The organism is Anaerostipes sp. Marseille-Q3525 (assembly GCF_018223505.1).
GTDB lineage: Bacteria > Bacillota > Clostridia > Lachnospirales > Lachnospiraceae > Anaerostipes > Anaerostipes amylophilus.
Genome location: NZ_JAGTTT010000024.1, coordinates 17,563 through 38,915, shown reverse-complemented (window position 1 = coordinate 38,915; position 21,353 = coordinate 17,563). Strand labels below are relative to the sequence as shown.

At 36.1% G+C, this 21,353-nt stretch carries 20 protein-coding genes; 16 read left to right on the top strand and 4 right to left on the bottom strand.

Annotated elements, in window-relative coordinates:
* The first annotated feature begins 126 nt into the window (after positions 1–126).
* From KE503_RS11040 to KE503_RS11005, 8 genes are all read left to right on the top strand, one after another.
* Entirely contained in the window at positions 127–1,044 is a 918-nt protein-coding gene (locus KE503_RS11040) for a nucleotidyltransferase family protein (protein ID WP_212385232.1), read from the top strand.
* 149 nt (positions 1,045–1,193) lie between these two features.
* Complete coding sequence (locus KE503_RS11035; protein ID WP_117944590.1) at positions 1,194–1,532, top strand: prenylated flavin chaperone LpdD; 339 nt, start codon at positions 1,194–1,196, stop codon at positions 1,530–1,532.
* A gap of 41 nt (positions 1,533–1,573) precedes the next feature.
* The gene (locus tag KE503_RS11030) at positions 1,574–2,608 is read left to right on the top strand and encodes a metallophosphoesterase family protein (RefSeq protein ID WP_212385231.1); all 1,035 of its coding nucleotides are present in this window, start codon (positions 1,574–1,576) and stop codon (positions 2,606–2,608) included.
* A gap of 3 nt (positions 2,609–2,611) precedes the next feature.
* Positions 2,612–3,946: an AAA family ATPase gene (locus KE503_RS11025; RefSeq protein ID WP_212385230.1), complete on the top strand. Its 1,335-nt coding sequence runs from the start codon at positions 2,612–2,614 to the stop codon at positions 3,944–3,946.
* Positions 3,947–4,000: 54 nt separating this feature from the next.
* Positions 4,001–4,981 carry a LacI family DNA-binding transcriptional regulator gene (locus KE503_RS11020; protein WP_212385229.1) on the top strand — a complete coding sequence of 327 codons (981 nt, stop codon included), beginning with the start codon at positions 4,001–4,003 and terminating at the stop codon, positions 4,979–4,981.
* Between the two features lie 222 nt (positions 4,982–5,203).
* Positions 5,204–7,132 (top strand): sucrose-specific PTS transporter subunit IIBC, encoded by a 1,929-nt coding sequence (locus tag KE503_RS11015; RefSeq protein ID WP_212385228.1) that lies wholly within the window; start codon positions 5,204–5,206, stop codon positions 7,130–7,132.
* A 34-nt stretch (positions 7,133–7,166) separates the two neighbouring features.
* Entirely contained in the window at positions 7,167–8,633 is a 1,467-nt protein-coding gene (locus tag KE503_RS11010; protein WP_212385227.1) for a glycoside hydrolase family 32 protein, read from the top strand.
* A complete protein-coding gene (locus KE503_RS11005) occupies positions 8,623–9,594 on the top strand; it encodes a carbohydrate kinase family protein (protein ID WP_212385226.1) in 972 nt (323 codons plus the stop codon). The genes KE503_RS11010 and KE503_RS11005 overlap by 11 nt, the downstream gene beginning before the upstream one ends.
* Before the next feature lie 304 nt (positions 9,595–9,898).
* Here the strand turns inward: KE503_RS11005 and KE503_RS11000 are convergent, their stop codons facing one another.
* Positions 9,899–10,759, bottom strand: coding sequence for a hypothetical protein (locus KE503_RS11000; protein ID WP_212385225.1), 861 nt, complete (start codon positions 10,757–10,759; stop codon positions 9,899–9,901).
* Positions 10,760–11,157: 398 nt separating this feature from the next.
* On the opposite strand from KE503_RS11000, the gene KE503_RS10995 reads away from it, so the two are divergent.
* On the top strand, positions 11,158–11,640 hold the full coding sequence (locus KE503_RS10995; RefSeq protein ID WP_022374463.1) for a hypothetical protein: 483 nt from the start codon (positions 11,158–11,160) through the stop codon (positions 11,638–11,640).
* 108 nt (positions 11,641–11,748) lie between these two features.
* Here the strand turns inward: KE503_RS10995 and KE503_RS14575 are convergent, their stop codons facing one another.
* Both KE503_RS14575 and KE503_RS10985 read right to left on the bottom strand, forming a co-directional pair.
* Entirely contained in the window at positions 11,749–12,213 is a 465-nt protein-coding gene (locus KE503_RS14575) for a hypothetical protein (RefSeq protein WP_249183044.1), read from the bottom strand.
* Positions 12,214–12,216: 3 nt separating this feature from the next.
* Positions 12,217–12,570: a cupin domain-containing protein gene (locus tag KE503_RS10985; protein ID WP_055197327.1), complete on the bottom strand. Its 354-nt coding sequence runs from the start codon at positions 12,568–12,570 to the stop codon at positions 12,217–12,219.
* 209 nt (positions 12,571–12,779) lie between these two features.
* Here KE503_RS10985 and KE503_RS10980 point away from each other — a divergent pair, with 209 nt between their 5' ends.
* Both KE503_RS10980 and KE503_RS10975 read left to right on the top strand, forming a co-directional pair.
* Entirely contained in the window at positions 12,780–14,069 is a 1,290-nt protein-coding gene (locus tag KE503_RS10980) for a M18 family aminopeptidase (RefSeq protein WP_081020056.1), read from the top strand.
* A complete protein-coding gene (locus tag KE503_RS10975; RefSeq protein WP_212385224.1) occupies positions 14,069–14,737 on the top strand; it encodes a YoaK family protein in 669 nt (222 codons plus the stop codon). Before KE503_RS10980 ends, KE503_RS10975 begins: the two co-directional genes overlap by 1 nt.
* 59 nt (positions 14,738–14,796) lie before the next feature.
* Here the strand turns inward: KE503_RS10975 and KE503_RS10970 are convergent, their stop codons facing one another.
* Complete coding sequence (locus KE503_RS10970; protein WP_022374458.1) at positions 14,797–15,339, bottom strand: HD domain-containing protein; 543 nt, start codon at positions 15,337–15,339, stop codon at positions 14,797–14,799.
* 215 nt (positions 15,340–15,554) lie between these two features.
* Here KE503_RS10970 and KE503_RS10965 point away from each other — a divergent pair, with 215 nt between their 5' ends.
* The 5 genes from KE503_RS10965 (at position 15,555) to putP (ending at position 21,154) form a co-directional block, all read left to right on the top strand.
* On the top strand, positions 15,555–16,661 hold the full coding sequence (locus KE503_RS10965; RefSeq protein ID WP_055197329.1) for a prephenate dehydrogenase/arogenate dehydrogenase family protein: 1,107 nt from the start codon (positions 15,555–15,557) through the stop codon (positions 16,659–16,661).
* A gap of 2 nt (positions 16,662–16,663) precedes the next feature.
* The gene (aroA, locus tag KE503_RS10960; RefSeq protein WP_212385223.1) at positions 16,664–17,938 is read left to right on the top strand and encodes a 3-phosphoshikimate 1-carboxyvinyltransferase; all 1,275 of its coding nucleotides are present in this window, start codon (positions 16,664–16,666) and stop codon (positions 17,936–17,938) included.
* Between the two features lie 74 nt (positions 17,939–18,012).
* Complete coding sequence (locus KE503_RS10955) at positions 18,013–19,299, top strand: glycoside hydrolase family 10 protein (RefSeq protein ID WP_055197333.1); 1,287 nt, start codon at positions 18,013–18,015, stop codon at positions 19,297–19,299.
* A gap of 30 nt (positions 19,300–19,329) precedes the next feature.
* Positions 19,330–19,515, top strand: a complete 186-nt coding sequence (locus tag KE503_RS10950; protein ID WP_212385222.1) for a PspC domain-containing protein — start codon at positions 19,330–19,332, stop codon at positions 19,513–19,515.
* A 118-nt stretch (positions 19,516–19,633) separates the two neighbouring features.
* Positions 19,634–21,154 carry a sodium/proline symporter PutP gene (gene putP / locus KE503_RS10945; RefSeq protein WP_117944599.1) on the top strand — a complete coding sequence of 507 codons (1,521 nt, stop codon included), beginning with the start codon at positions 19,634–19,636 and terminating at the stop codon, positions 21,152–21,154.
* Positions 21,155–21,353 lie beyond the last annotated feature (199 nt).

Sequence of the window (21,353 nt, the reverse complement as noted above, 5' to 3'; positions counted from 1 at the left end):
ATAGTTGACTTTATACAAAATAAAATCTATAATTAAGTTTATATGTGAAATAAAATATAGAGATATTTCACAAAAGAAAAAAGGTAACGAAACAAAGAAACAGTTGAATAACCGAAGGGGAGATTTATGAACACTACATTGATTATTATGGCCGCCGGAATTGGATCAAGATTTGGTGGAGGAATCAAACAGCTGGCAAAGATGGGACCGAATGGAGAAATCATCATGGACTATTCTATCCGTGATGCAAAAGAAGCAGGATTTAATAAAGTTGTATTTATTATCCGTAAGGATATCTTCGAAGAATTTGAAGAAGTGATTGGTAACCGCATCAAAGAACAGATTGATGTAGAATACGTTTTCCAGGAATTAGATGATCTTCCAGAAGGATTTGAAGTCCCAGCAGGACGTACAAAACCATGGGGAACAGGACAGGCAGTTCTTTGCTGCAAGGATGTAGTGAAAGAACCATTTGTGATCATCAATGCAGATGACTATTATGGAAAAGAAGCGTTTGTAAAACTTCATGATTTCTTAGTATCTGGAGAAGATCTTGGAAGAGAATTTACTATGGGAATGGCAGGATTTATCCTGAAGAATACATTAAGTGATAATGGTGCTGTAACAAGAGGAGTCAGTGTTGTAGACGAGAAAGGTCTGTTAAGCCAGGTTCATGAGACAACAGGAATTGAGATGAATGAAGAAGGTAAGATTGTTTGCGACAATGAAGAAGTTCAGAAATGGATCAGCCCAGATGATAAAGTATCTATGAATATGTGGGCAGCATATCCAGAATTTTTAGAATATCTTGCAGAAGACTTCAAGAATTTCTTATCTAATGTTGAAGAAGGAGACATCAAGAAAGAATATCTGCTTCCAAATATCGTAGATAAATTATTAAAAGAAGGACGTGCAAACGTTAAGGTATTAGATACACAGGACCGTTGGTTCGGTGTAACTTACAAGGAAGACAAAGAATCTGTACAGAAAGCATTTGAAGGCCTGATCAAAGACGGTGTTTATCCAGCAGATTTATGGGCTTAAAATATAAATTATGATAATAAAAGGCAGTCGGAAGTGATTCTGGCTGCTTTTTTATTTCTTGTTTGCTATCATTATATATTGTTGCAATTCTATATATAAATGCGTTAAAATAAAACAAACCTAAAACTACAGGAAAAGGAGTATTGTAGATGGAAGGAGTCATAACAAGAAAACAGATTGCTGGAATTACGATAGAGATTCAGGAAACAAGAATTGGAGACGATATTGTGTTAATTCTTGCTGGAGGTGACAAACCACATATTGGTTGTGTTGTACAGGCGGTTCCACGTCCTTCGCTTACAAATGATGGAAGTATCAGTGTGACATCCTCAGTACTGAATCTGACCGGTCATAAAGATGAATTCTTATGCAGAAAACTGGCAGAAAAACGATGTAGAGAAACGGGAAGAATTGTTGTATGTACTGGAGGAGTACATATTGAAAATATTACGAAAGAGCAGATTCATAAGCTTCTAGAAGAAATATAACATATTTTATCGAATTACAAAAATGGAAAGCAGGTGATTTTTTGAAATTTATTCATATAGCAGATGTACATTGGGGAGCACAACCAGAGAAAGATCAATCATTTGGAAGAATCAGAGAAAATGAAATCAAACTTACATTTCAAAAAGTCATTGATTATGCAAACAAACAGCAGACAGATGTCTTACTGATCGCAGGAGATTTCTTTGATCAAAGGCCGACGAAACAGGAATTAAGAGAAGTTGATTATATATTATCAGGATTGCAGAATACAAAAACAGTAATGATCGCAGGGAATCATGATCATTTATCAACAGAAGAAGAGTTTGTTAAGTATCATTGGAATAGTGAAGTATATTTGTTAGACGGCAGAGAAAGAAATTATGTTTATTTTGAAGAACTTCACACAACTATTTATGGGATCAGTTATTGGACAAATCAGATCAGGGAAGCTGTGTATGACGATATGAAACCACAGGATTTTGATGAATTTTCCATTCTTCTTGCACATGGTGGAGATGAAAGTCATATTCCGATCAATAAAGACATATTAAAATGGTCAGGATTCGATTATATTGCTCTTGGACATATTCATAAACCAGAGATTATTTTTGAAGACCTGATGGCATATTCAGGATCTTTAGAACCTTTGGATCGTACAGAAACTGGAAGTCATGGATTTATAGAAGGTGAGATCAGTGAAGAGAAACAGCAGATAGAATTTGTCCCATTTGCAAAAAGAATGTATATACAAGTCGAGGTTATGATTACAGAAGAAATGTCTGCATCTGAAATAAAAGATCGTATAGAAACAGAACTTTCTTATCGTGGAAAAGATAATATTTATGAAGTAGTTTTAACGGGAAGTATTGATCCGGAGATAGAAATAGATTTTGATGATATCAAAGAGGATTATTTGATTTCAGATATCATTTATGAAACAAAAAACCGCTGGGATTATGATCAGTTAGCAGAAGAAAATGATCTTATGATCCAAAAAGTAGCAGAAATATTAAAAGAAGAACCGCAGGCACTGACATTTGCGATGGAAGCACTATCTTATGCCAGGGAGAGATAAGAGATGGAGATTGAGAAAATAAATATAGATGGATTTGGAAAATTTCATAAATATAATGCATTGACAACTGATAAGATTCAGGTGTTTTTTGGAAAGAATGAGGCAGGAAAGACAACAATCAGAAAATTTATGATCTCAATGCTCTTTGGTTTAGAGAGGGCAAGAGGAGTTACTGCAGAAAATGACGATTACATAAGATATATGCCAGTAAATGGAGGAAACTATGGAGGTTCTGTTACGATCAGAAAAGGAAAAACTTTTTATCGGATTATAAGGAATTTTTCAAAAGAACAAAAAAATCTTCGGATGTTTTATGAAGACACAATGGAAGAAATCAATCTGCCAGGAACTACATTGCAGCATATTCTTTTTGACAGTGACAAAACAGCATTTGAGAATACAGTATCAATGACACAGGCAGATATTCGTACAGGAAAAGAAATGAAAGAAGTTCTGCAAAATTCTATGGCGAATTTAAGAAGCAGCAAAAATGTAGGGATCGATCTTCGAAAAGCAGTAGATTATTTAAAGATCAAGAGAAGACAAAAGAGAAAAGATTCTGCATTTGTTCAGGTCGATATTTTGCGGAAACAAAAAAATGAATTCAAATATGATGTTGGGCAATTGAGACGTTATGAACAGGAAGAGAGAGAAATTAAACGACAATTACAGCAAAAAAGGCATTTGACATTTTGGCAGAAACTGATCGGCTGGATTCAAAAACTGTTAGGAAATGATCCAGAGAAGATCAAGAAGATGGAATTAAAACATCGTCTTGAAATTATAGAGATTGAGAAATCACAGCTTCAGATGCAGGAACAAAAAGCAGAAGACATGGAATATAAATACCAACAGGCTCTCAGCAGAAAGAAAGCAGCCGAGCTGGAAATCCATGAGATAGAACAGGCGATCAAAGCCATTGAGCAGGCAGGAAGATCTATTCAGAAGACATTTGGACAGGAATTAAATGAAAAGATATCTAAGATATTTTCAGATGTAACAAATGGAAAATATACGAAAGTTGTCATGGATGACAGCTTGAGGATGATGGTATATGATGGTTTCGATTATATTGATATGAAATATTTAAGCAATGCAACGATAGAACAATTATATTTTGCATTACGTCTGGCATCTGCAGATCTGTTATATGAAGATGATGGATTTCCGTTATTTTTGGATGATGTATTTGGCAACTATGATGATGAAAGATTAAAACAGACACTTGGTTATCTTGAGCGGAAAACAGACAGGCAGATTTTTTTATTTACAGGTAGAAAAGAAATACTTCATGTATTAGATCAGAATGAAATTTCATATCACCTTATTTCTTTATAGTTTTTTCTGTGCTAAGATATACAAAGAAAAAGTAACAAAAGGAGATAAGAATATATGGCAAAGAAAATGACCATGGCAGATATCGCAAGTTTATCAGGAGTCGGGAAAAGTACTGTATCCCGTTATTTTAACGGAGGATATGTAAAAGATGAGACAAGAGCGAAGATTCAGAAGGTCATTGAAGAATATAATTACACACCCAATGCATTTGCAAGATTAAATGCAAAACAAAGCAATGTGATCGGTGTGGTTGTGCCGACACTTAATTCCAAGATCACAAGCCGCGTAATCACAAGCATTGACCGATATCTAAGAGAGAAAGGATACACAACACTTATTCAGAATTCAGATCACAATATTGATCAGGAATTACAGAATATTCAGCGATTGATTCAGCTAAATGTCGATGGAATCCTGATCAGTTCCATAGCAATTACAAAAGACCACAAAGAACTGTTAAAGAAAGCAGGAATACCAGTGGTTGTCTTAACACAGGATTATGAAGATGGAATTTCCATCATTTATGATGATTACCATGCAGGAAAAGCTATGGGAGAGCATATAGGGAAGAAAGGACATCAAAAGGTTGGATATATTGGTGTTTATGAGACGGATAAAGCGGTTGGAACCGAACGAAGAAATGGTGTATTAGATGGACTGAAAGAATATGGGATTACACCTGTAATAGGAAAGAGTGATTACAGTTTCCTTGGTGGACAGACGGTTGCAAGAGAATTACTTGAAAAAGAACCAGATTTGGATGCGATCATCTGTGCGACGGACAGACTTGCATTTGGAACATATAAGATCTTGCATGAATATAAGAAAGAGATCCCAGAAGAAGTATCGGTTGCGGCCTTTGGTGGATATGATGAAAGTGCATTATTAACGCCAGAACTTACAACCTTAAAGTTTGATTCTTATGGCATGGGGTACCTTGGTGCGGAAACGATTCTTAAGATGATCGCAGGAGATCCAGTGTCTAAGAAGCAGATTGTTGGATATGAATTTATTGATGGTGGGAGTGTCCGGTAATAAATTTATATTGATAATGATCATAAATTCTTCATATGTACTCATAATATCGCCCTCCTTCCGTATTGCTCGGAACGGAGGGCTTTGCTGTTGAAAATAATAAAACAAAAAATATGGTATCGATTCCATAAAAACTATTGACAAACAAACGAGAAAGTAATAATATACAAATATGGAACCGATACCATAATAAGTTTCACAATTAAAAAAAGGAGAGAAGATATGGATTACGCAAAAATCGCCAGACAGGTTATTGAAAACGTTGGTGGAAAACAAAACATCAAATCTGTACAGCATTGTGCAACAAGACTTCGCTTACAGCTTAAGAACAACGACCTTCGCAATGAAGAAGCAGTCAGTGACATTGAAGGAGTGAAGGGAGTTTTCTTAACTCAGTCACAGTTCCAGATCATTTTTGGATCAGGACTTGTAAATTTAGTCTGTGATGAAGTGCAGAAACAGTTAGGTATAGCAGTCGATACATCAGCAGATGATGAGAAAGAAGAGAAGAAAGGGAATGCCCTTCAGAGATTAGTAAAGCTTTTAAGTGACATTTTCGTACCAATCATTCCAGCCATCGTAGCCGGTGGTCTGTTAATGGGATTAAATAACATTTTGACAGCAGCAATGTTTCATGGAAAATCAGTGATCGATCTGTATCCACAGTGGAAAGGCCTTGCGACAGCGATCAACTTATTTGCAAGTGCACCATTTACATTCTTGCCAGTACTGATCGGATTCAGTGCAACAAAGAAATTTGGTGGTAATCCATATCTTGGAGCAGCCATGGGTATGATCATGGTTCATCCTGATCTGTTAAGTGCGTACAGCATTGGTATTGCACAGCCACCAGTATGGAACATCTTTGGATTTAAGATTGCAGCGATCGGATATCAGGGAACCGTACTTCCAGTGTTAGCAGTTGCATTTATCTTAGCAACGATCGAGAAGAAGTTACATAAAGTAACACCAACATGGTTAGATAACTTAACAACGCCATTGATCTCTATCATGGTAACATCATTTTTAACATTTATTTTTGTAGGCCCAGTTTTAAGAGAAGCAGGTAACTTATTAGCAGACGGAATCACATGGGTATACAATACACTTGGATTTGTTGGTGGTGGATTATTTGGACTTGCATATGCACCAATTTGTTTAACAGGAATGCATCACAGCTTTATCGCAATCGAGACACAGTTAATTGCAGCGAAAGCAACAACAGGTGGAAGTTTCATTTTCACAACAGCAAGTATGAACAATGTAGCACAGGGAGCAGCTGTTTTAGCAGTTTTATTCTTAACAAAGAATGAGAAAATGAAATCTATCTGTTCCGCTTCTGGTGTATCTGCATTACTTGGAATCACAGAACCAGCAATGTTCGGTGTTACATTAAAATTAAAATATCCATTCTACGCAGCTATCATTGGTTCTGCCGTAGGAAATGCATATTGTGCAGCAACAGGAGTCCTAGCTCAGGCATTAGGAGCAGCCGGACTTCCAGGATTTTTATCTATGCTTCCAAAAGACTATTTAAACTTTGCAATCGGATTAATCTTATCTATGGCAGTATCCGCAGTTTTAACAGCAATCTTCTGGAAGAAGTTTAACATCGAAAGAGAAGACAACAAAGCTCAGACTTCAGTGAAAGAAGAAGTAAAAGAGATCGAAGTACAGGAATCAACAGCTGATACAGCAGAAGAAACAAATGAATTATATGCACCGATGAAAGGTGAAGTTTTAGATGTATCAAAATCTGCAGACCCAGCATTTGCAAGTAAAGCAATGGGAGAAGGAGTTGCGATCAATCCAAGTGAAGGAGTGATCTATGCACCGGCAGATGGAACAATTAGCTTAATCTTCCCAACAAAACATGCGATGGGAATTACATTAAACTCTGGTGTAGAACTTTTGATACATGCAGGAATTGATACAGTCAAGATGGAAGGCAAAGGTTTTGAAACATTCGTAGAGACAGGAGCCAAAGTAAAGAAAGGTGATAAACTGTTATCTTTTGATATGGATCTTGTCAAAGAAAAAGGATACCAGACACAGACAATGTTCCTAGTAGCAGATGCGAAAGGAAAAGAAGTAGAAGTTATTGAAGCAACGAATGCAGATAATGATACAAAGATCATGAAATTAAAATAATAATTATTCGAAAAAGGAAAGGAAACCAGGGCATATGTTTGAAAAATACAAGAAAGTCTATAAGGCAGATTATGAAAAATGGTATAAAGAAAATGAAGCTTACAGAGAACGTGTGGCGGCAGATCCTGACCGATTAAAATTTCATTTAATGCCAAAGACAGGATGGTTAAATGATCCAAACGGTTTATGCCAGTTTGACGGTACATATCATATTTACTACCAGTACACTCCATTTGAACCAACTGGTGAGTTAAAGACATGGGGACATTATACAACAAAGGATTTTATTCATTACAAAGATTATGGACCAGTGGTATTTCCGGATGAAGATATTGATGCCCATGGTGTCTATTCCGGATCTGCATTTATCGAAAATGACACGATTCACTATTTCTATACAGGTAATCTGAAATATTTTGATCGAGATGATTATGATTATATTAACAGTGGACGCGGAAGTAATACGATCACATTTACAAGCAAAGATGGGTATAATTTTACAAAAAAAGAACTGCTTATGACAACTAACGATTATCCGGACGATATGAGCAACCATGTGCGTGATCCAAAAATCTTTAAGAAAAATGATAAATATTACATGGTGCTAGGAGCAAGAGATAAAGAAGGTATCGGAATGATCATTCTTTATGAATCCGCAGATCTTAAGAACTGGACATACAAAAACCGTATTACAACGCCACAGAAATTTGGTTATATGTGGGAATGCCCAGATTTATTTGAAATCGATGGACAGTTATACATCATCTGCTGCCCACAGGGCGTAGAGACGCAGGGAATTGATTATGAAAATGTTCATCAGGTCACAGCAATGAAATTAAACTATGATTTTGAGACGGATGAATATGAGATCACAGATATTAAACTTTTTGATCGAGGATTTGATTTTTATGCACCACAAAGTTTCGAAGATGAAAGAGGAAGAAGAATTTTGATCGGATGGATGGGAATTCCAGATGCGGATTATACAAATCCAACCGAAGAAGCAGGATGGCAGCATGCGCTTACAATTCCAAGAAAATTATCTGTAAGAGATGGAAAACTGATCCAGGAACCAATTGAAGAGTTAAAACAGCTTCGAAGCAATGACAAAGCTGTTTGTACATTTAGTTATGGACAGGCGCTCATCATGCAAAATTCTATCTATGAAGCTGTTATAGATTTCAAACGCTGTCGCGAAATGACAATGACATTGAGAGAAGGCATTATTCTTTCTTACAAAGATAATATTCTTACATTAAATCTCGGTGTCTATGGAAGCGGAAGAACAACAAGAAAAGTAAAACTAGAAAAATTAGAACATCTCCATATTTTTGCGGATACATCTTCCTTAGAAATCTTTGTTAACCATGGAGAAGAAGTTTTTACAACAAGAATATATAATCGTCATGGAAGAATACTGATTAATGGAGAATGTTCTGGTATAATGACAGTATATCCATTAAAATCATTTGAGATCAAAGGAGGCAGAAATGAAGAATAAATTATGTGGAATCGGAGAAGCATTAATTGATTTTATCCCAGAGGTAAAAGGACAGAGACTAAAAGATGTACCTTCATTTAAAAGAGTCGCAGGAGGAGCACCTGCAAATGTAGTTGGAGCAGTCACAAAGCTTGGAATTCCATCCAAATTTTTGACAAAACTTGGAGATGATCCATTTGGAGATTATATTGTAGAAGTATTAGATAATGCAGGAATTGATACGTCCAATATTGAAAGGGACAAAGAAGGAGAAACAGCCTTAGCATTCGTATCTCTTGCATCTGATGGTAACCGTGATTTTAAGTTTTATAGAAAAAACAGTGCAGATTTACGTTACAGTGTTGAAGATATCCCAACAGATATTTTAGACGATTGTGGAATGATTCATTTTTGCAGTGTGGATCTTGTAGAATCGCCAATGAAAGAAGCACACAAAAAATTGATCAAAATGGCAATCGAGCAAGGTGTGAAAGTTTCCTTTGATCCGAACTTAAGATTTTCTTTATGGGATGATCTTGACAAATTAAAAGAGACAGTCAATGAATTTCTTGCATACGCAGATATCATCAAGATCTCTGACGAAGAATTAGAATTTATCACAGGATATACAGATATTAAAGATGCATTAGACGGACTATTTGCCAACAGAGCAAAATACGTGATCTATACAAAAGGAGCAGATGGAGCTGAAATTTATACAAAGAAAGGTTCCGTTATAGGAGCACCTGGATACAAAATTGATGTACGTGATACAACAGGAGCTGGCGATTCCTTTATCGGAGCATTCTTATACTGTTTGCTAAATGATGAAGTTGAAAATCTTGAAAATGTTGATGATGACACATTAAGAAGATATCTTGACTTTGCAAATGCTTATGCTGCAAATACTACTACAAAAGAAGGAGCATTGGCTGCAATGGCAGATAAAGCTGAGATGGAAGAATGGATTAAGAAATTTTAATTTGGAGTTGGCCAACTGTAGAATTCGAGTATATGATAAAAAATAAATAAGCAACTGAACGCGATGCATTGGAATTTTGCTCATATTTTGAACAAATCGCTGATCCGCCCAATTTCCTACGATAACTCGCTTTGGAGCTTTGTTTCAGACAAAAGTCTTTGAAGCTCAGACAATCGTCCAATTGGGCTGCGAATTTATTCAAAATATGGCAAAATTCCAATGCATCGCGTTCAGTTTCTTATAAATATTTCTTGTTATCTTATTTCCGTTACATATACGAAATCCTACCGTCGCAAATCACAATTTACCCAGCAAGTCGAGCGTTCACACCCTGAAACCAAGGTTTACTAAAATTATACTTAGTACCATTCACATGTGCCCAGCCAGTTTTCTTTCCATATTTAAACTGTAAGTAGATCACATCTTTAGATAAAGATAATTTGGTTAAAGTAACAACTTTACCTTTAGGAACAGTATATGCGACTTTAGAGCCATTATAGAAAGTAAGTTTTTTCGCAGTCACAAACTGATTCTTGGCAAAGTATTTAGAATGTTTATCTTTTTTATTGTTTGCGATCAGGCTCTTTACAGTTGTTGTGGAAGTTGTTGCGGCAACTAGTTTTCCTTTGCTGTATTTGTAAGGAATATTCCAGGAAATCCATCCAACTTCAGCAGGTTGATCACTGTTATGGATCGTTACATAATTCTTATCAGCGGCAACGATCTCATTTTGATAAGATGCATTTGTATTAAAAGAATTGATGCAGTTTAGCTTTTTACGTTTCTTGTTATAAGTATAAATCTGATTGAATGTAATACAGTCATTATCACCATGTCCTACAAACTGAAGGAATTCACGGCTGTTTGACATGTTTGCATAGGTTACCTTGATCCAGCAAAAAGAGCTGTCTTTCAAAGACTTTGAATAAACAGTTTTTTTATTCATTGTAACTTTGATCTTGTTGATATAATCGTTCTTATCTTTACTTGTTGTAATTTTAATGGCATCAGCTTTGCCATCTCCGTTCATATCAACTTTTGCATTGTAAACTCCATTTTTGGCAGGAACTGTTTTTACAGCTGCTTTGGTGATCGCTGGAGCATTGAAACACATCAGCAAGCCTAATGCTGCACATCCAGCGATTTTTGTAAATGTTTTTCTCATGATCAAATCCCTCCTTAAACTTATTGAAAATATATGAGAATGTTACATTTGATTTTATTGTAGCATAAAGTTCGAAAAAAATATCTGTTTTTTGAATTCTTCATAAAGACTTAAGAATATCGAAAAAGGCTGAAGGATCATTGTAAAAAGTGCATAAAAATAGTAATAAATTTATACATATATTAAAGGATATGCCGAAATTAAAAAAAGTACTTATATAAAGAATAAAAAGTATGTATAATAATCAATTGACAAGAAATAAGCAGAAAAACGCAGTGAAAGATTGCACACGGTAGTGGGGATTGGTAACGAGTTTTGTTCAGATCCCTGCTATTTTTTTGAGCTTATTTTTATATAAGAAACAAACAATAAATTTTTTAGAAGAAGGAGAGAGAAAAATGCCACAGAATAAAAGAGAAAGTCTTATCTATACATTTATCATGTGTTTCATGATGGTATTTTGGATGAGCATATACAACGTATCATTACATATGGGTGGATTATCCATGGAATCAATTAAAGCTGGATGGTTAGGATTCCCAATCGCATATATTTTTGCAATGTGCTGCGACTGGTTCTTTGTATCTAAGCTTGCGAAAGGATTTGCTTTTAAATATCTTGTAAAACCAGATAGTTCTGTTTTAAGAAAAGTAATCAGCGTATCTTGCTGTATGGTAGTTCCTATGGTTATCATTATGTCACTTTATGGAGCAGTTGAAGTAAGTATTGAAATGGGAAATTTCTCAAACTTATTGATGATGTGGCTGACTAATATCCCTAAGAACTTTGTGATGGCACTTCCATATCAGCTGATCATTGCAGGACCTGTTGTACGCTTTGTATTTAGAGCTGCATTTCCTGAAGGTAAAGTACTTGCATAATGCAGGTTAATTGAAGATATAAAAAATACCATCTGTTCTGTGACCATATGAGCTCGTCACAGAAACAGATGGTATTTTTTATATCTAAATTAAGCTTATGACAAGTGCTTAAACATCTTCATGTAACACTTCAGACAGTTGTGCTGCATCCCAGTCTTCAGATATTGCGAAGAGACATTTATGGAAATAGATGACTGCTTGGTCATCGAGCTTTCCAGAACGTAATTTCAAAATCGCATCCTTTGCCATTCCCTGAATTTTATGTAAGATCGCAAGCTTTAATTCACGGATTTCATCTGATGCATTATAAAGCTTACTCATATCGTAATCATCAGAATTGCCGCAACGTGCAGCACATGTCTCACACATGGGGGCGATTTTTGATTTTTCGGATTGTATGAGAGACATAGTATTTTGGATTGTTCCATCGGATAAAGAAATATCTGCACTGTCAAGGAGTGCCTGCAAGATCAATAGATCTGTGCGAGCACTTTTTTTGTGCATGGAGCAGACACGGGAGAGGCCGATGGTTGATTCGATCAATTGATCTCTTAAAGATAATGAATCTGCCATAGATTAATCCTGTTCTAATGGAAAGATCACCACTAACATCATCTTAAAAGCTTCCACAGCATGTACAGAGTGAGGTTTCTTTGCAGGCATAACAAGAGTTTCTCCCTGATTTAAGATATATTCTTTGCCATCAACAACAAATTTTCCAGTTCCTTCGATCACTGTTACCATGGCATCTCCGATGGAATCGTGAGTTCCAATTTCTTCTCCTTTAGCGAAAGCAAAAAGAGTGACACTTACGAAGTCATTTTGAGCTAATGTTTTGCTTACTACTTGTCCAGCATCTGCGTTTACCTGATCTGCAATCTTTAATACTTTTTCATGTTCAATATTTTTAATGTATGGGTATGTGTTCATCATAAAATCTCCTTTTCTGAATATAATAATTTCTTACATCTGTTTTTAGTATATTTAAAATAGAAGAAAAAGTCTGTTGTTTTTACAACGAAATGAATTGAGAAGAAATATCATATAACAGATATATAAAACTGACATAACTACACTTCTTTTCTTTCCTATATAAATGTGCTAGAATAATCGTTAGAAAATTTTTGGAGGAAAAGATGATGAAAAACAGTGTCAAAAATTTAATCGAATTTATCGATCATAGTCCAAGTTGCTTTCATGTGATCGAGAATGCAAGAAAACAATTTATGGATCATGGTTTTATTGAATTAAAAGAAAAAGAGTATTGGAACTTAGAAGAAGGAAAGAGCTATTTTGTTACAAGAAATGGAAGTTCGATCATCGCATTTCATTTGCCGAAAAAAGATTTTCAAGGCTTTCATATCGTGGCAAGCCACAGTGATTCGCCAACTTATCGAATCAAAGAACAGCCAGAGATGCGGGTAGAGAATCATTATACAAAGTTAAATATAGAGCGATATGGAGGAATGATCCCAGAGACATGGTTTGATCGACCATTATCTGTGGCAGGACGCATTATAATAGAAGAAAGTGGTCAGATCAAAGATCAGCTTCTAAATGTTGACAGAGATCTTTTGATCATTCCAAACCTTGCAATCCATATGTCAAGATCGACCAAGGAATCAAAAGCTTTAAATCCACAAAAGGATCTGCTGCCATTATGTGCATGTGATCTATCCAAAGATGGATTTGAAGATATGATCGCCAAAGAAGCAGGCGTTAAGAAAGAAGATATCTTATCTTATGACCTGTTTTTATATAATCGAATGAAAGGGACTAGTCTTGGGATGAATGAAGAATTTGTTGCAGCACCTAAATTAGACGATCTTGAATGTGCATATTCATCCATTGAAGGAATGTTAAACGCCAAGTTGTCCAAAGATTATGTCACAATGTGTGCGATTTTTGATAATGAAGAAGTTGGAAGTGGAACAAAACAAGGAGCTGGATCTACATTTTTCCCAGAAGTTTTAAAAAGGATCTGTTATTTAACAGGTAAAAATGAAGAAGAATACTGCATGGCGGTGGCAGACAGCTTTATGTTATCAGCAGATAATGCCCATGCAGTGCATCCAAACTATCAGGATAAGACAGATCCTACAAACCGACCTTATATCAATGAAGGAATCGTATTAAAATATAATGCATCTCAGAAATACACAACCGATGCGAATTCAGCAGCACTTGTAAAATATCTGTGCAAGAGAGAAAAAATCAATTGTCAGGTATTCTTTAATCGCTCTGATATACTAGGAGGTTCTACATTAGGAAATATCTTAACTAGGCAAGTATCGATCAAGGCAGCAGATATTGGGTTGCCACAGCTTTCCATGCATTCCACGTATGAAACAGCTGGGTGTAAAGACTTAGATGATATGATGACTCTGATGAAATCTTTCTATCAGATTGGAAAGGAAGTGCAGATTTAATGGAGGAGAAACGATTGCAGATGTCAGAAAGTTTCTTTTTGACAGCAATCCTTGCAATTGTAGGAGGTTTTCTTGATGCATACAGTTATTTAATGCGAGGACATGTATTTGCAAATGCACAGACAGGAAATATCGTATTGTTTGGTGTATATCTTGAAAAAAGAAATTTTACACAGGCAATTTATTATCTGGTTCCCATTCTTGCATTTGCGGTAGGAGTCATTCTTGTAGAAATTGTAAAACATTTTTATAAAGAAGAACATAAGATTCATTGGAGACAGAGAATTGTGGGATTTGAGCTTATATTAGTAACGATTGTTGGATTTATCCCGTTAGGTCAATATGATGTTGTGGCAAATGTATTAATCTCCTTTGTATGCTCAATGCAGGTAGAGACATTCCGAAGAGTTCATGGACATCCATTTGCAAGTACGATGTGCACTGGAAACTTAAGAAGTGGAACCGAGGCACTCTGCCAGTATTTCAAAACAGGAGATAAGACTTTAAAGCAGAAAAGCTTACGATACTATGGAATCATCACATTTTTTATCATTGGAGCAATTATTGGAGGATTCCTGACAGGACGTGCTGGAGGAGAATCCATCTTTATCTGCAGTATTTTACTTGCAATTGCAACGGTTTTAATGGCAAAAGAGTTCAGAATTTAAGAAAAAAGGGAATTCCGATAATTGGAATTCCCTTTTCCTTACAAATGACAAAGATGAAATTATTCTTCTGGAAAGACTTCATTCACAAGCTGGCAGTATTCTTCATACTCATGGAACTCCGAAAGATCAGCAAATCCTTCGATCATTCCACGATAATACCATCCCTGCATCTTCTTGTCCTTCATATTAAAGCGCTGCCACAATTCTTCTCCAAGAATCTTATAATCACGATAAAGGGCACGAATATTGGCAAGCTTGTCACCAAGGGCAATGATCTTAGCGTTTCGTGGTGCATGGTTCTTTAGAAAATCAATGGTATGACCTTTCCTTTCGACCCATGTTTTGCTCTTATCTTCACTCTCCTGATAAACATAAGAAGCAACAACATCACCAAATTCATGTCTGATATCCTCAATCGAGATATCATCACAGTCTTCAACAACATCATGAAGGACAGCGGCACAAAGCATGTCTTCATCAAGGGTCATAGCGGCAACAATGGCAGCAACTTCCAGAGGGTGGATGATAAAAGGAAGGTTGGTACCTTTTCTTGTCTGACCGTTGTGAGCATTTGTTGCGAAAATAACGGCTTTTTCAAACATTGGAAAACTCCTTTGATAAAAATAGTTAGTGTAAAATAATTGTTAAGATAATCATAAAGCATTTTTTGGGGGGATTCAAGTATGAAATCCAATATTTATATACAAAGAAAAATTGATTTTTTATAAAATACTCTGCCACTTTAAAGTAAGTGAGTGTTGACTTTTTATATGTGTGAAGTTACAATAAGAAAAGGAAAAAAAGGAGAAGAAAAACAATGACAGAGAGTAACTTTACTATCGGATTTATCGGTCTTGGTCTGATCGGTGGATCTATTGCAAAGGGAATCAGACGTGTATTCCCGAACTACACACTCATTGGAATGGATGAAAATCCGGATACCATAAAAAGTGCATTGGAAGAAGGAATCATTGATTCGGTTGCAACGGACTGCAAGACAGATTTTGCAGATTGCAACTATGTATTTTTATGTGCGCCGGTTCAATATAATGTAATGTATTTAAAGGATCTGAAGGAATCGATCAATAAAGATTGCATTTTAACAGACGTTGGGAGTGTAAAGGAAGAGATTCATTTAAAGATAGAAGAACTTGGAATGGAAGAATGCTTTATCGGGGGACATCCGATGGTAGGGTCAGAGAAAGCTGGATTTTCCTTTAGTTCTGACAGGTTAGTGGAGAATGCTTACTATTTTATTACACCAACAAAGAAGATCAGTGAGCAAAGAGTCAAAGAATTTACGAATTTTATTGAAGAACTTGGAGCACTTACGATTATTTTGGATTACAAGCAGCATGATGCCTATACAGCTGCGATCAGCCATGTACCGCATATCATAGCAGCAGAACTTGTACATATTGTAAGTAATATGGATACAGACGATGGAATCTTAAAACAGCTGGCAGCAGGAGGGTTTAAAGATATCACAAGAATCGCTTCGTCTTCACCAGTTGTATGGGAACAGATTTCTCTATCTAATAAGAAGAATATCAAAGAATTATTAAAAAAAGCGCAGAATCATTTAGGATATGTGATCGCAGCTCTTGATATGGAAGATCGAGAATATCTGAATAACTATTTTAAAGAGGCAGGAGAATACAGAGATTCTGTACCAGACAGTGCTGTCGGTCTGATCCAGAAGTCATATGAGATCTTTATTGATATCCCGGATGAACCAGGAACGATTGCAACAACAACGACATTATTAGCTCTTAACAATGTAAGTATCAAGAACATCGGTATCATTCACAACCGTGAATTCGAAGAAGGTGTTTTAAAGATCATGTTATATGATGATGAATCCGCAAAGAAAGCGACAAAGATCTTAAGAGATAAAAATTACACAGTATACGAGAGGAAATAAGCATGAAATTAACAAAAAGCACAGGACTTAGAGGAGAACTTTCTATCCCAGGAGATAAATCGATCAGCCACAGAGCTGTAATGTTTGGATCACTTGCCAAGGGAACAACACATATCAGCAACTTTTTATCAGGAGCAGACTGCCTTTCAACGATCGATTGTTTCCGCAAGATGGGAGTAGAGATCGAGCAGGATGAAACGAATGTTACAGTTCATGGAAATGGACTTCATGGATTAAAAGCACCGAATGAGATACTTGATGTGGGAAACAGCGGAACAACAACAAGACTGATCTCAGGAATTCTTGCAGGACAGGATTTTGAAACTGTATTATCAGGAGATGCATCTTTAAATAAACGTCCAATGGGAAGAATCATCAAACCATTAGAGCAGATGGGTGCAAAGATCACAAGTGTAAATGGAAACGGATGTGCGCCACTTAAGATTGAAGGAACAAAATTAAATGCAACACATTACGATTCGCCAGTTGCATCTGCACAGGTAAAATCCTGTGTTTTATTAGCAGGTCTTTATGCCGATGGAAAGACAAGTGTGACAGAACCAGCATTATCAAGAAACCATACAGAATTAATGCTTCGTTCGTTTGGAGTAGAAGTAGAATCACACGATACAACAGCAACGATCACACCACCAGAAGAGATGATCGCAACAGATATCGTTGTGCCTGGAGACATTTCTTCAGCGACATTCTTTATCGTAGCAGGCCTTATCACACCAAATTCATGCATTCGTTTAAAGAACGTTGGAATCAACCCAACAAGGGATGGAATCTTACGTGTATGCAAAGATATGGGGGCTGATGTTACATTGGAAAATGTGATTGATAATGGTGGAGAACCAACAGCAGATATCGTTGTAAAGACAAGCAGATTAAAAGGAACAGTCATTGGTGGAGAAGTTATCCCAACACTGATCGATGAGATTCCAGTCATTGCCCTTTTAGCAGCATTTGCAGAAGGTGAGACAGTGATCAAAGATGCAGCAGAACTGAAAGTAAAAGAATCTGACCGAATCGCATTAACAGTTGATAACCTTGTGAAAATGGGTGTTGATGCAACAGCAACTGATGATGGAATGATCATCAATGGTGGAAATTCACTTCATGGAGCAAGCATCAACTGTAAATATGATCATAGAATCGCTATGACATTCTCTATCGCAGGAATCAATGCAGAAGGTGAGACAGTGATCGAAGATTCTGAATGTGTGGATGTATCTTATCCAACATTTTATGAACAGTTAAATTCATTACAATAGATGAAAGAAGTAAGCGAGCATTTTAAGTGGATGTAAATAAAAACTAAAAAAGGAGTTATAATCAGAAAGATATCATGAAACGTTTAAAATTAGGCAAAATACAATGGATTTCATTGCTGGTAGTCAGTGCTATGTTTGCAAATCTCTGCAGTCATATGGTACTGGCAGCATCAGCAAGTGAACAGACAAAAGCAAAAGTAACGACAACAGCAGCAAAAAAAACAACAAAAACAAAACAGGAAGAATACAAAGCATTCTGGTTTTCTTATTATGATTACGATACTTATCGTGAGACAAACAAAAAAAGAAATGCAAAAACATTTCGTACATATTTTACAAAGGTTGTAAAAAAGGAAAAAAGTTTTGGAATGAACCGTGTGATCGTTCAGGTCAGACCATTTGGAGATGCTATTTACAAATCAAAATACTTTCCATGGTCAAAATACATTTCTGGAAAACAGGGAAGAAGTCCTGGATATGATCCATTAAAGATCATGGTAGATGTTGCACATAAGAATGGAATGAAGATTGAAGCATGGGTGAATCCATATCGTGTAACAATTGGATCAACAAATTATAGTAAACTTTCAAAGAATAATCCAGCAAGAAAATGGCATGCTAAGAAATCAACAAGCAGAAATGTACTTGCATATAACGGAAGTTTGTATTACAACCCATCAAAGAAAGATGTGCGTAATCTGATCATCAATGGGGCAAAAGAAATCGTAAAGAACTATAAAGTCGATGGAATTCATATGGATGATTATTTTTATCCGGAATTTACAAGTAAGAATGTAAAAACGGCCTTTGATGCGAAAGAATATAATAAATCATCTTACAAGAAGAATAAGAAAAGTATCTATACATACCGTCGTGCACAGGTAAGCACACTGGTAATGGATATGAAAGCAGCAATCAAAAAGATCAATTCCAAAGTTACTTATGGAATCAGCCCAGCTGGTAATATTGATAATCTGACAAGTAAATATTCTTACTATGTAGATATTTATAAATGGACGAATTCCAAAAAATATGTAGATTATATCTGTCCACAGATTTACTGGGGATTCAAACATCCAACAGCGAAGTTTAACAAAGTGACGGATCGTTGGGTTAAGGCTTGCAAGAGCAAGAAAGTAAAACTTTATATTGGAATCGGAGTTTACCGTGCAGGTCACAATACAGGACAAAATAGTGCGGAACGTAAAGAATGGAAGAGTGACAAAAACGTCCTAAAGAATCAGGTGAAGTATGGAAGAAAGAAAAAAGTCGATGGATTTGCATTTTTTGACTATCAGGATCTGACAAGTAAATCAAGTTCTAAAGCGGTAAGCCAGTTAAAAACAGTCTTAAAAAAATAGAAAAATCCGAGAGGAGCATGATACATAGAAATGAAAAAAACATTATATAAATCAAGAAAAGGCCGCTTTTTATTTGGTGTATGTGGAGGTCTGGCAGAATATTTTGATGTAGATCCAACACTAATACGAATTTTTACAGCAGCATTATGCACGACAGGAACAGGATTGCTATTATATATTGTGGCAGCGGTTGTCATGCCTGAGCGTGTTGAATAATTGTCTTTTTCTTGAACCAATCTAAAGAATGTGATAAAATAGACAATCATGTCAAAAATTGGGTCAAATAAGACTATGATCATGAAGATAAACACACATAAAGAAGAGGAGAATTCATATGAAATTACCAATATTGATCGCAATGGTTCTCTATATGGCAATAGTTGTCTGGATTGGTGTCTTTTACAGCAGAAAGACGAAGACATCCGAAGACTATTTCCTTGGAGGACGAGGACTTGGACCATGGGTTACTGCAATGAGCGCAGAAGCATCAGATATGAGTAGCTGGCTGTTAATGGGATTACCAGGACTTGCATACGCAACAGGATTCAGCCAGGCAGGATGGACAGCTATCGGATTGATCCTTGGTACATACTTAAATTGGAAGATTGTGGCAAAGAGATTACGTCATTACACAGAAGTTGCAGATAATGCGATCACAGTACCAGATTTTTTCAGTAACCGTTTCAAAGATGATAAGAAGATCTTAAGCAGTATCTCTGCGATCATGATCCTTATTTTCTTTACAGTATACACAGCATCAGGATTTGCTGCATGCGGTACACTATTTAACTCTGTATTTGGATTAAACTACCAGAAGAGTATGATCGTCTGTGCGATCGTTATCGTATTATATACATCTATGGGTGGATTTCTAGCAGCAAGTACAACAGACTTGATTCAGGGATTATTAATGTCATTTGCAATCGTGATCGTGCTGATCGTTGGAATAGTCAACGCAGATGGAGTAGCGAATGTCGTTGCACATGGTCAGGCATTAGATGGATTTTTTGATATCATGAAATATCATGACCCAGCAACAGGAAATGCAGTATCACAGGGTAGCATTCCAATCTTGTCAGGACTTGCATGGGGACTTGGATACTTTGGTATGCCACATATTCTCGTAAGATTTATGGCAATCCGTGACCCACAGGAAGTAAAGAAATCAAGAAATATCGCAATGATCTGGGTACTGATTTCATTAAGTGTAGCCGTATGTATCGGATTTACAGGAGCAGCACTATATCCAAATGTAGCAGAATTAGCTGGAAATGGAAACCAGAGAATCTTTATTTATATGACAACTCACTTATTTAAAGGACTGATTCCATTATTTATGGCAGGAATCATCCTTTCAGGAATTCTTGCTGCAACAATGAGTACATCAGATTCACAGCTGTTGATCGCATCATCCTGTGTATCTAAGAACTTATTCCAGGGATTATTTAAGAAAGAGATGTCCGAAGAAAAAGTACTGTTGATCTCAAGAATCACAACAATCGTGATCGCGTTGATCGGTATTTTTATTGCGATGGATGAGAACAGCTCTGTTTTCGGATTAGTAGAAAACGCATGGGCAGGATTCGGTGGAGCATTTGGTCCATTAACACTGTTCGCATTATTCTGGAAGAGAACAAACCTAAAAGGTGCGATCGCTGGAATGTTAAGTGGTGGTATCATTGCACTGGTATGGCCATTTACTTTAGCTAAATTAGGTGGTATTTTTGAAATTTATTGCTTATTACCAGCATTTATCGTTTCTTCTATTCTGATCATCGTGGTTAGTCTTTGTACGGAAGAACCTAGTGAGGTTATGGTAGAAGAATTTGAAAGAGCAAAAAGTCTTAATGATTAAATTCTGATTGAACTAAATCGCTGTGCGATGGCCTGCCAAGGCTGTGGCGCAGTTTTTCTTTTAATTAAAAAAGGCAGTAGATAATTGATCCAAAAAGTAGTATTGTTAAATCACCACAAAATAACAACCACAAAATCACTTATCACTGCCATGTAGAGAATAACATTAAAAATTCTGATCGTTTATTTATTTTTTATCA

Coding starts and splice junctions, on each gene's coding strand:
- KE503_RS11040 (WP_212385232.1), top strand. CDS start 127: ATGAACACTACATTGATTATTATGGCCGCCGGAATTGGATCAAGATTT.
- KE503_RS11035 (WP_117944590.1), top strand. CDS start 1,194: ATGGAAGGAGTCATAACAAGAAAACAGATTGCTGGAATTACGATAGAG.
- KE503_RS11025 (WP_212385230.1), top strand. CDS start 2,612: ATGGAGATTGAGAAAATAAATATAGATGGATTTGGAAAATTTCATAAA.
- KE503_RS11020 (WP_212385229.1), top strand. CDS start 4,001: ATGGCAAAGAAAATGACCATGGCAGATATCGCAAGTTTATCAGGAGTC.
- KE503_RS11015 (WP_212385228.1), top strand. CDS start 5,204: ATGGATTACGCAAAAATCGCCAGACAGGTTATTGAAAACGTTGGTGGA.
- KE503_RS11010 (WP_212385227.1), top strand. CDS start 7,167: ATGTTTGAAAAATACAAGAAAGTCTATAAGGCAGATTATGAAAAATGG.
- KE503_RS11005 (WP_212385226.1), top strand. CDS start 8,623: ATGAAGAATAAATTATGTGGAATCGGAGAAGCATTAATTGATTTTATC.
- KE503_RS11000 (WP_212385225.1), bottom strand. CDS start 10,759: ATGAGAAAAACATTTACAAAAATCGCTGGATGTGCAGCATTAGGCTTG.
- KE503_RS10995 (WP_022374463.1), top strand. CDS start 11,158: ATGCCACAGAATAAAAGAGAAAGTCTTATCTATACATTTATCATGTGT.
- KE503_RS14575 (WP_249183044.1), bottom strand. CDS start 12,213: ATGGCAGATTCATTATCTTTAAGAGATCAATTGATCGAATCAACCATC.
- KE503_RS10985 (WP_055197327.1), bottom strand. CDS start 12,570: ATGAACACATACCCATACATTAAAAATATTGAACATGAAAAAGTATTA.
- KE503_RS10980 (WP_081020056.1), top strand. CDS start 12,780: ATGAAAAACAGTGTCAAAAATTTAATCGAATTTATCGATCATAGTCCA.
- KE503_RS10975 (WP_212385224.1), top strand. CDS start 14,069: ATGGAGGAGAAACGATTGCAGATGTCAGAAAGTTTCTTTTTGACAGCA.
- KE503_RS10970 (WP_022374458.1), bottom strand. CDS start 15,339: ATGTTTGAAAAAGCCGTTATTTTCGCAACAAATGCTCACAACGGTCAG.
- KE503_RS10965 (WP_055197329.1), top strand. CDS start 15,555: ATGACAGAGAGTAACTTTACTATCGGATTTATCGGTCTTGGTCTGATC.
- aroA (WP_212385223.1), top strand. CDS start 16,664: ATGAAATTAACAAAAAGCACAGGACTTAGAGGAGAACTTTCTATCCCA.
- KE503_RS10955 (WP_055197333.1), top strand. CDS start 18,013: ATGAAACGTTTAAAATTAGGCAAAATACAATGGATTTCATTGCTGGTA.
- KE503_RS10950 (WP_212385222.1), top strand. CDS start 19,330: ATGAAAAAAACATTATATAAATCAAGAAAAGGCCGCTTTTTATTTGGT.
- putP (WP_117944599.1), top strand. CDS start 19,634: ATGAAATTACCAATATTGATCGCAATGGTTCTCTATATGGCAATAGTT.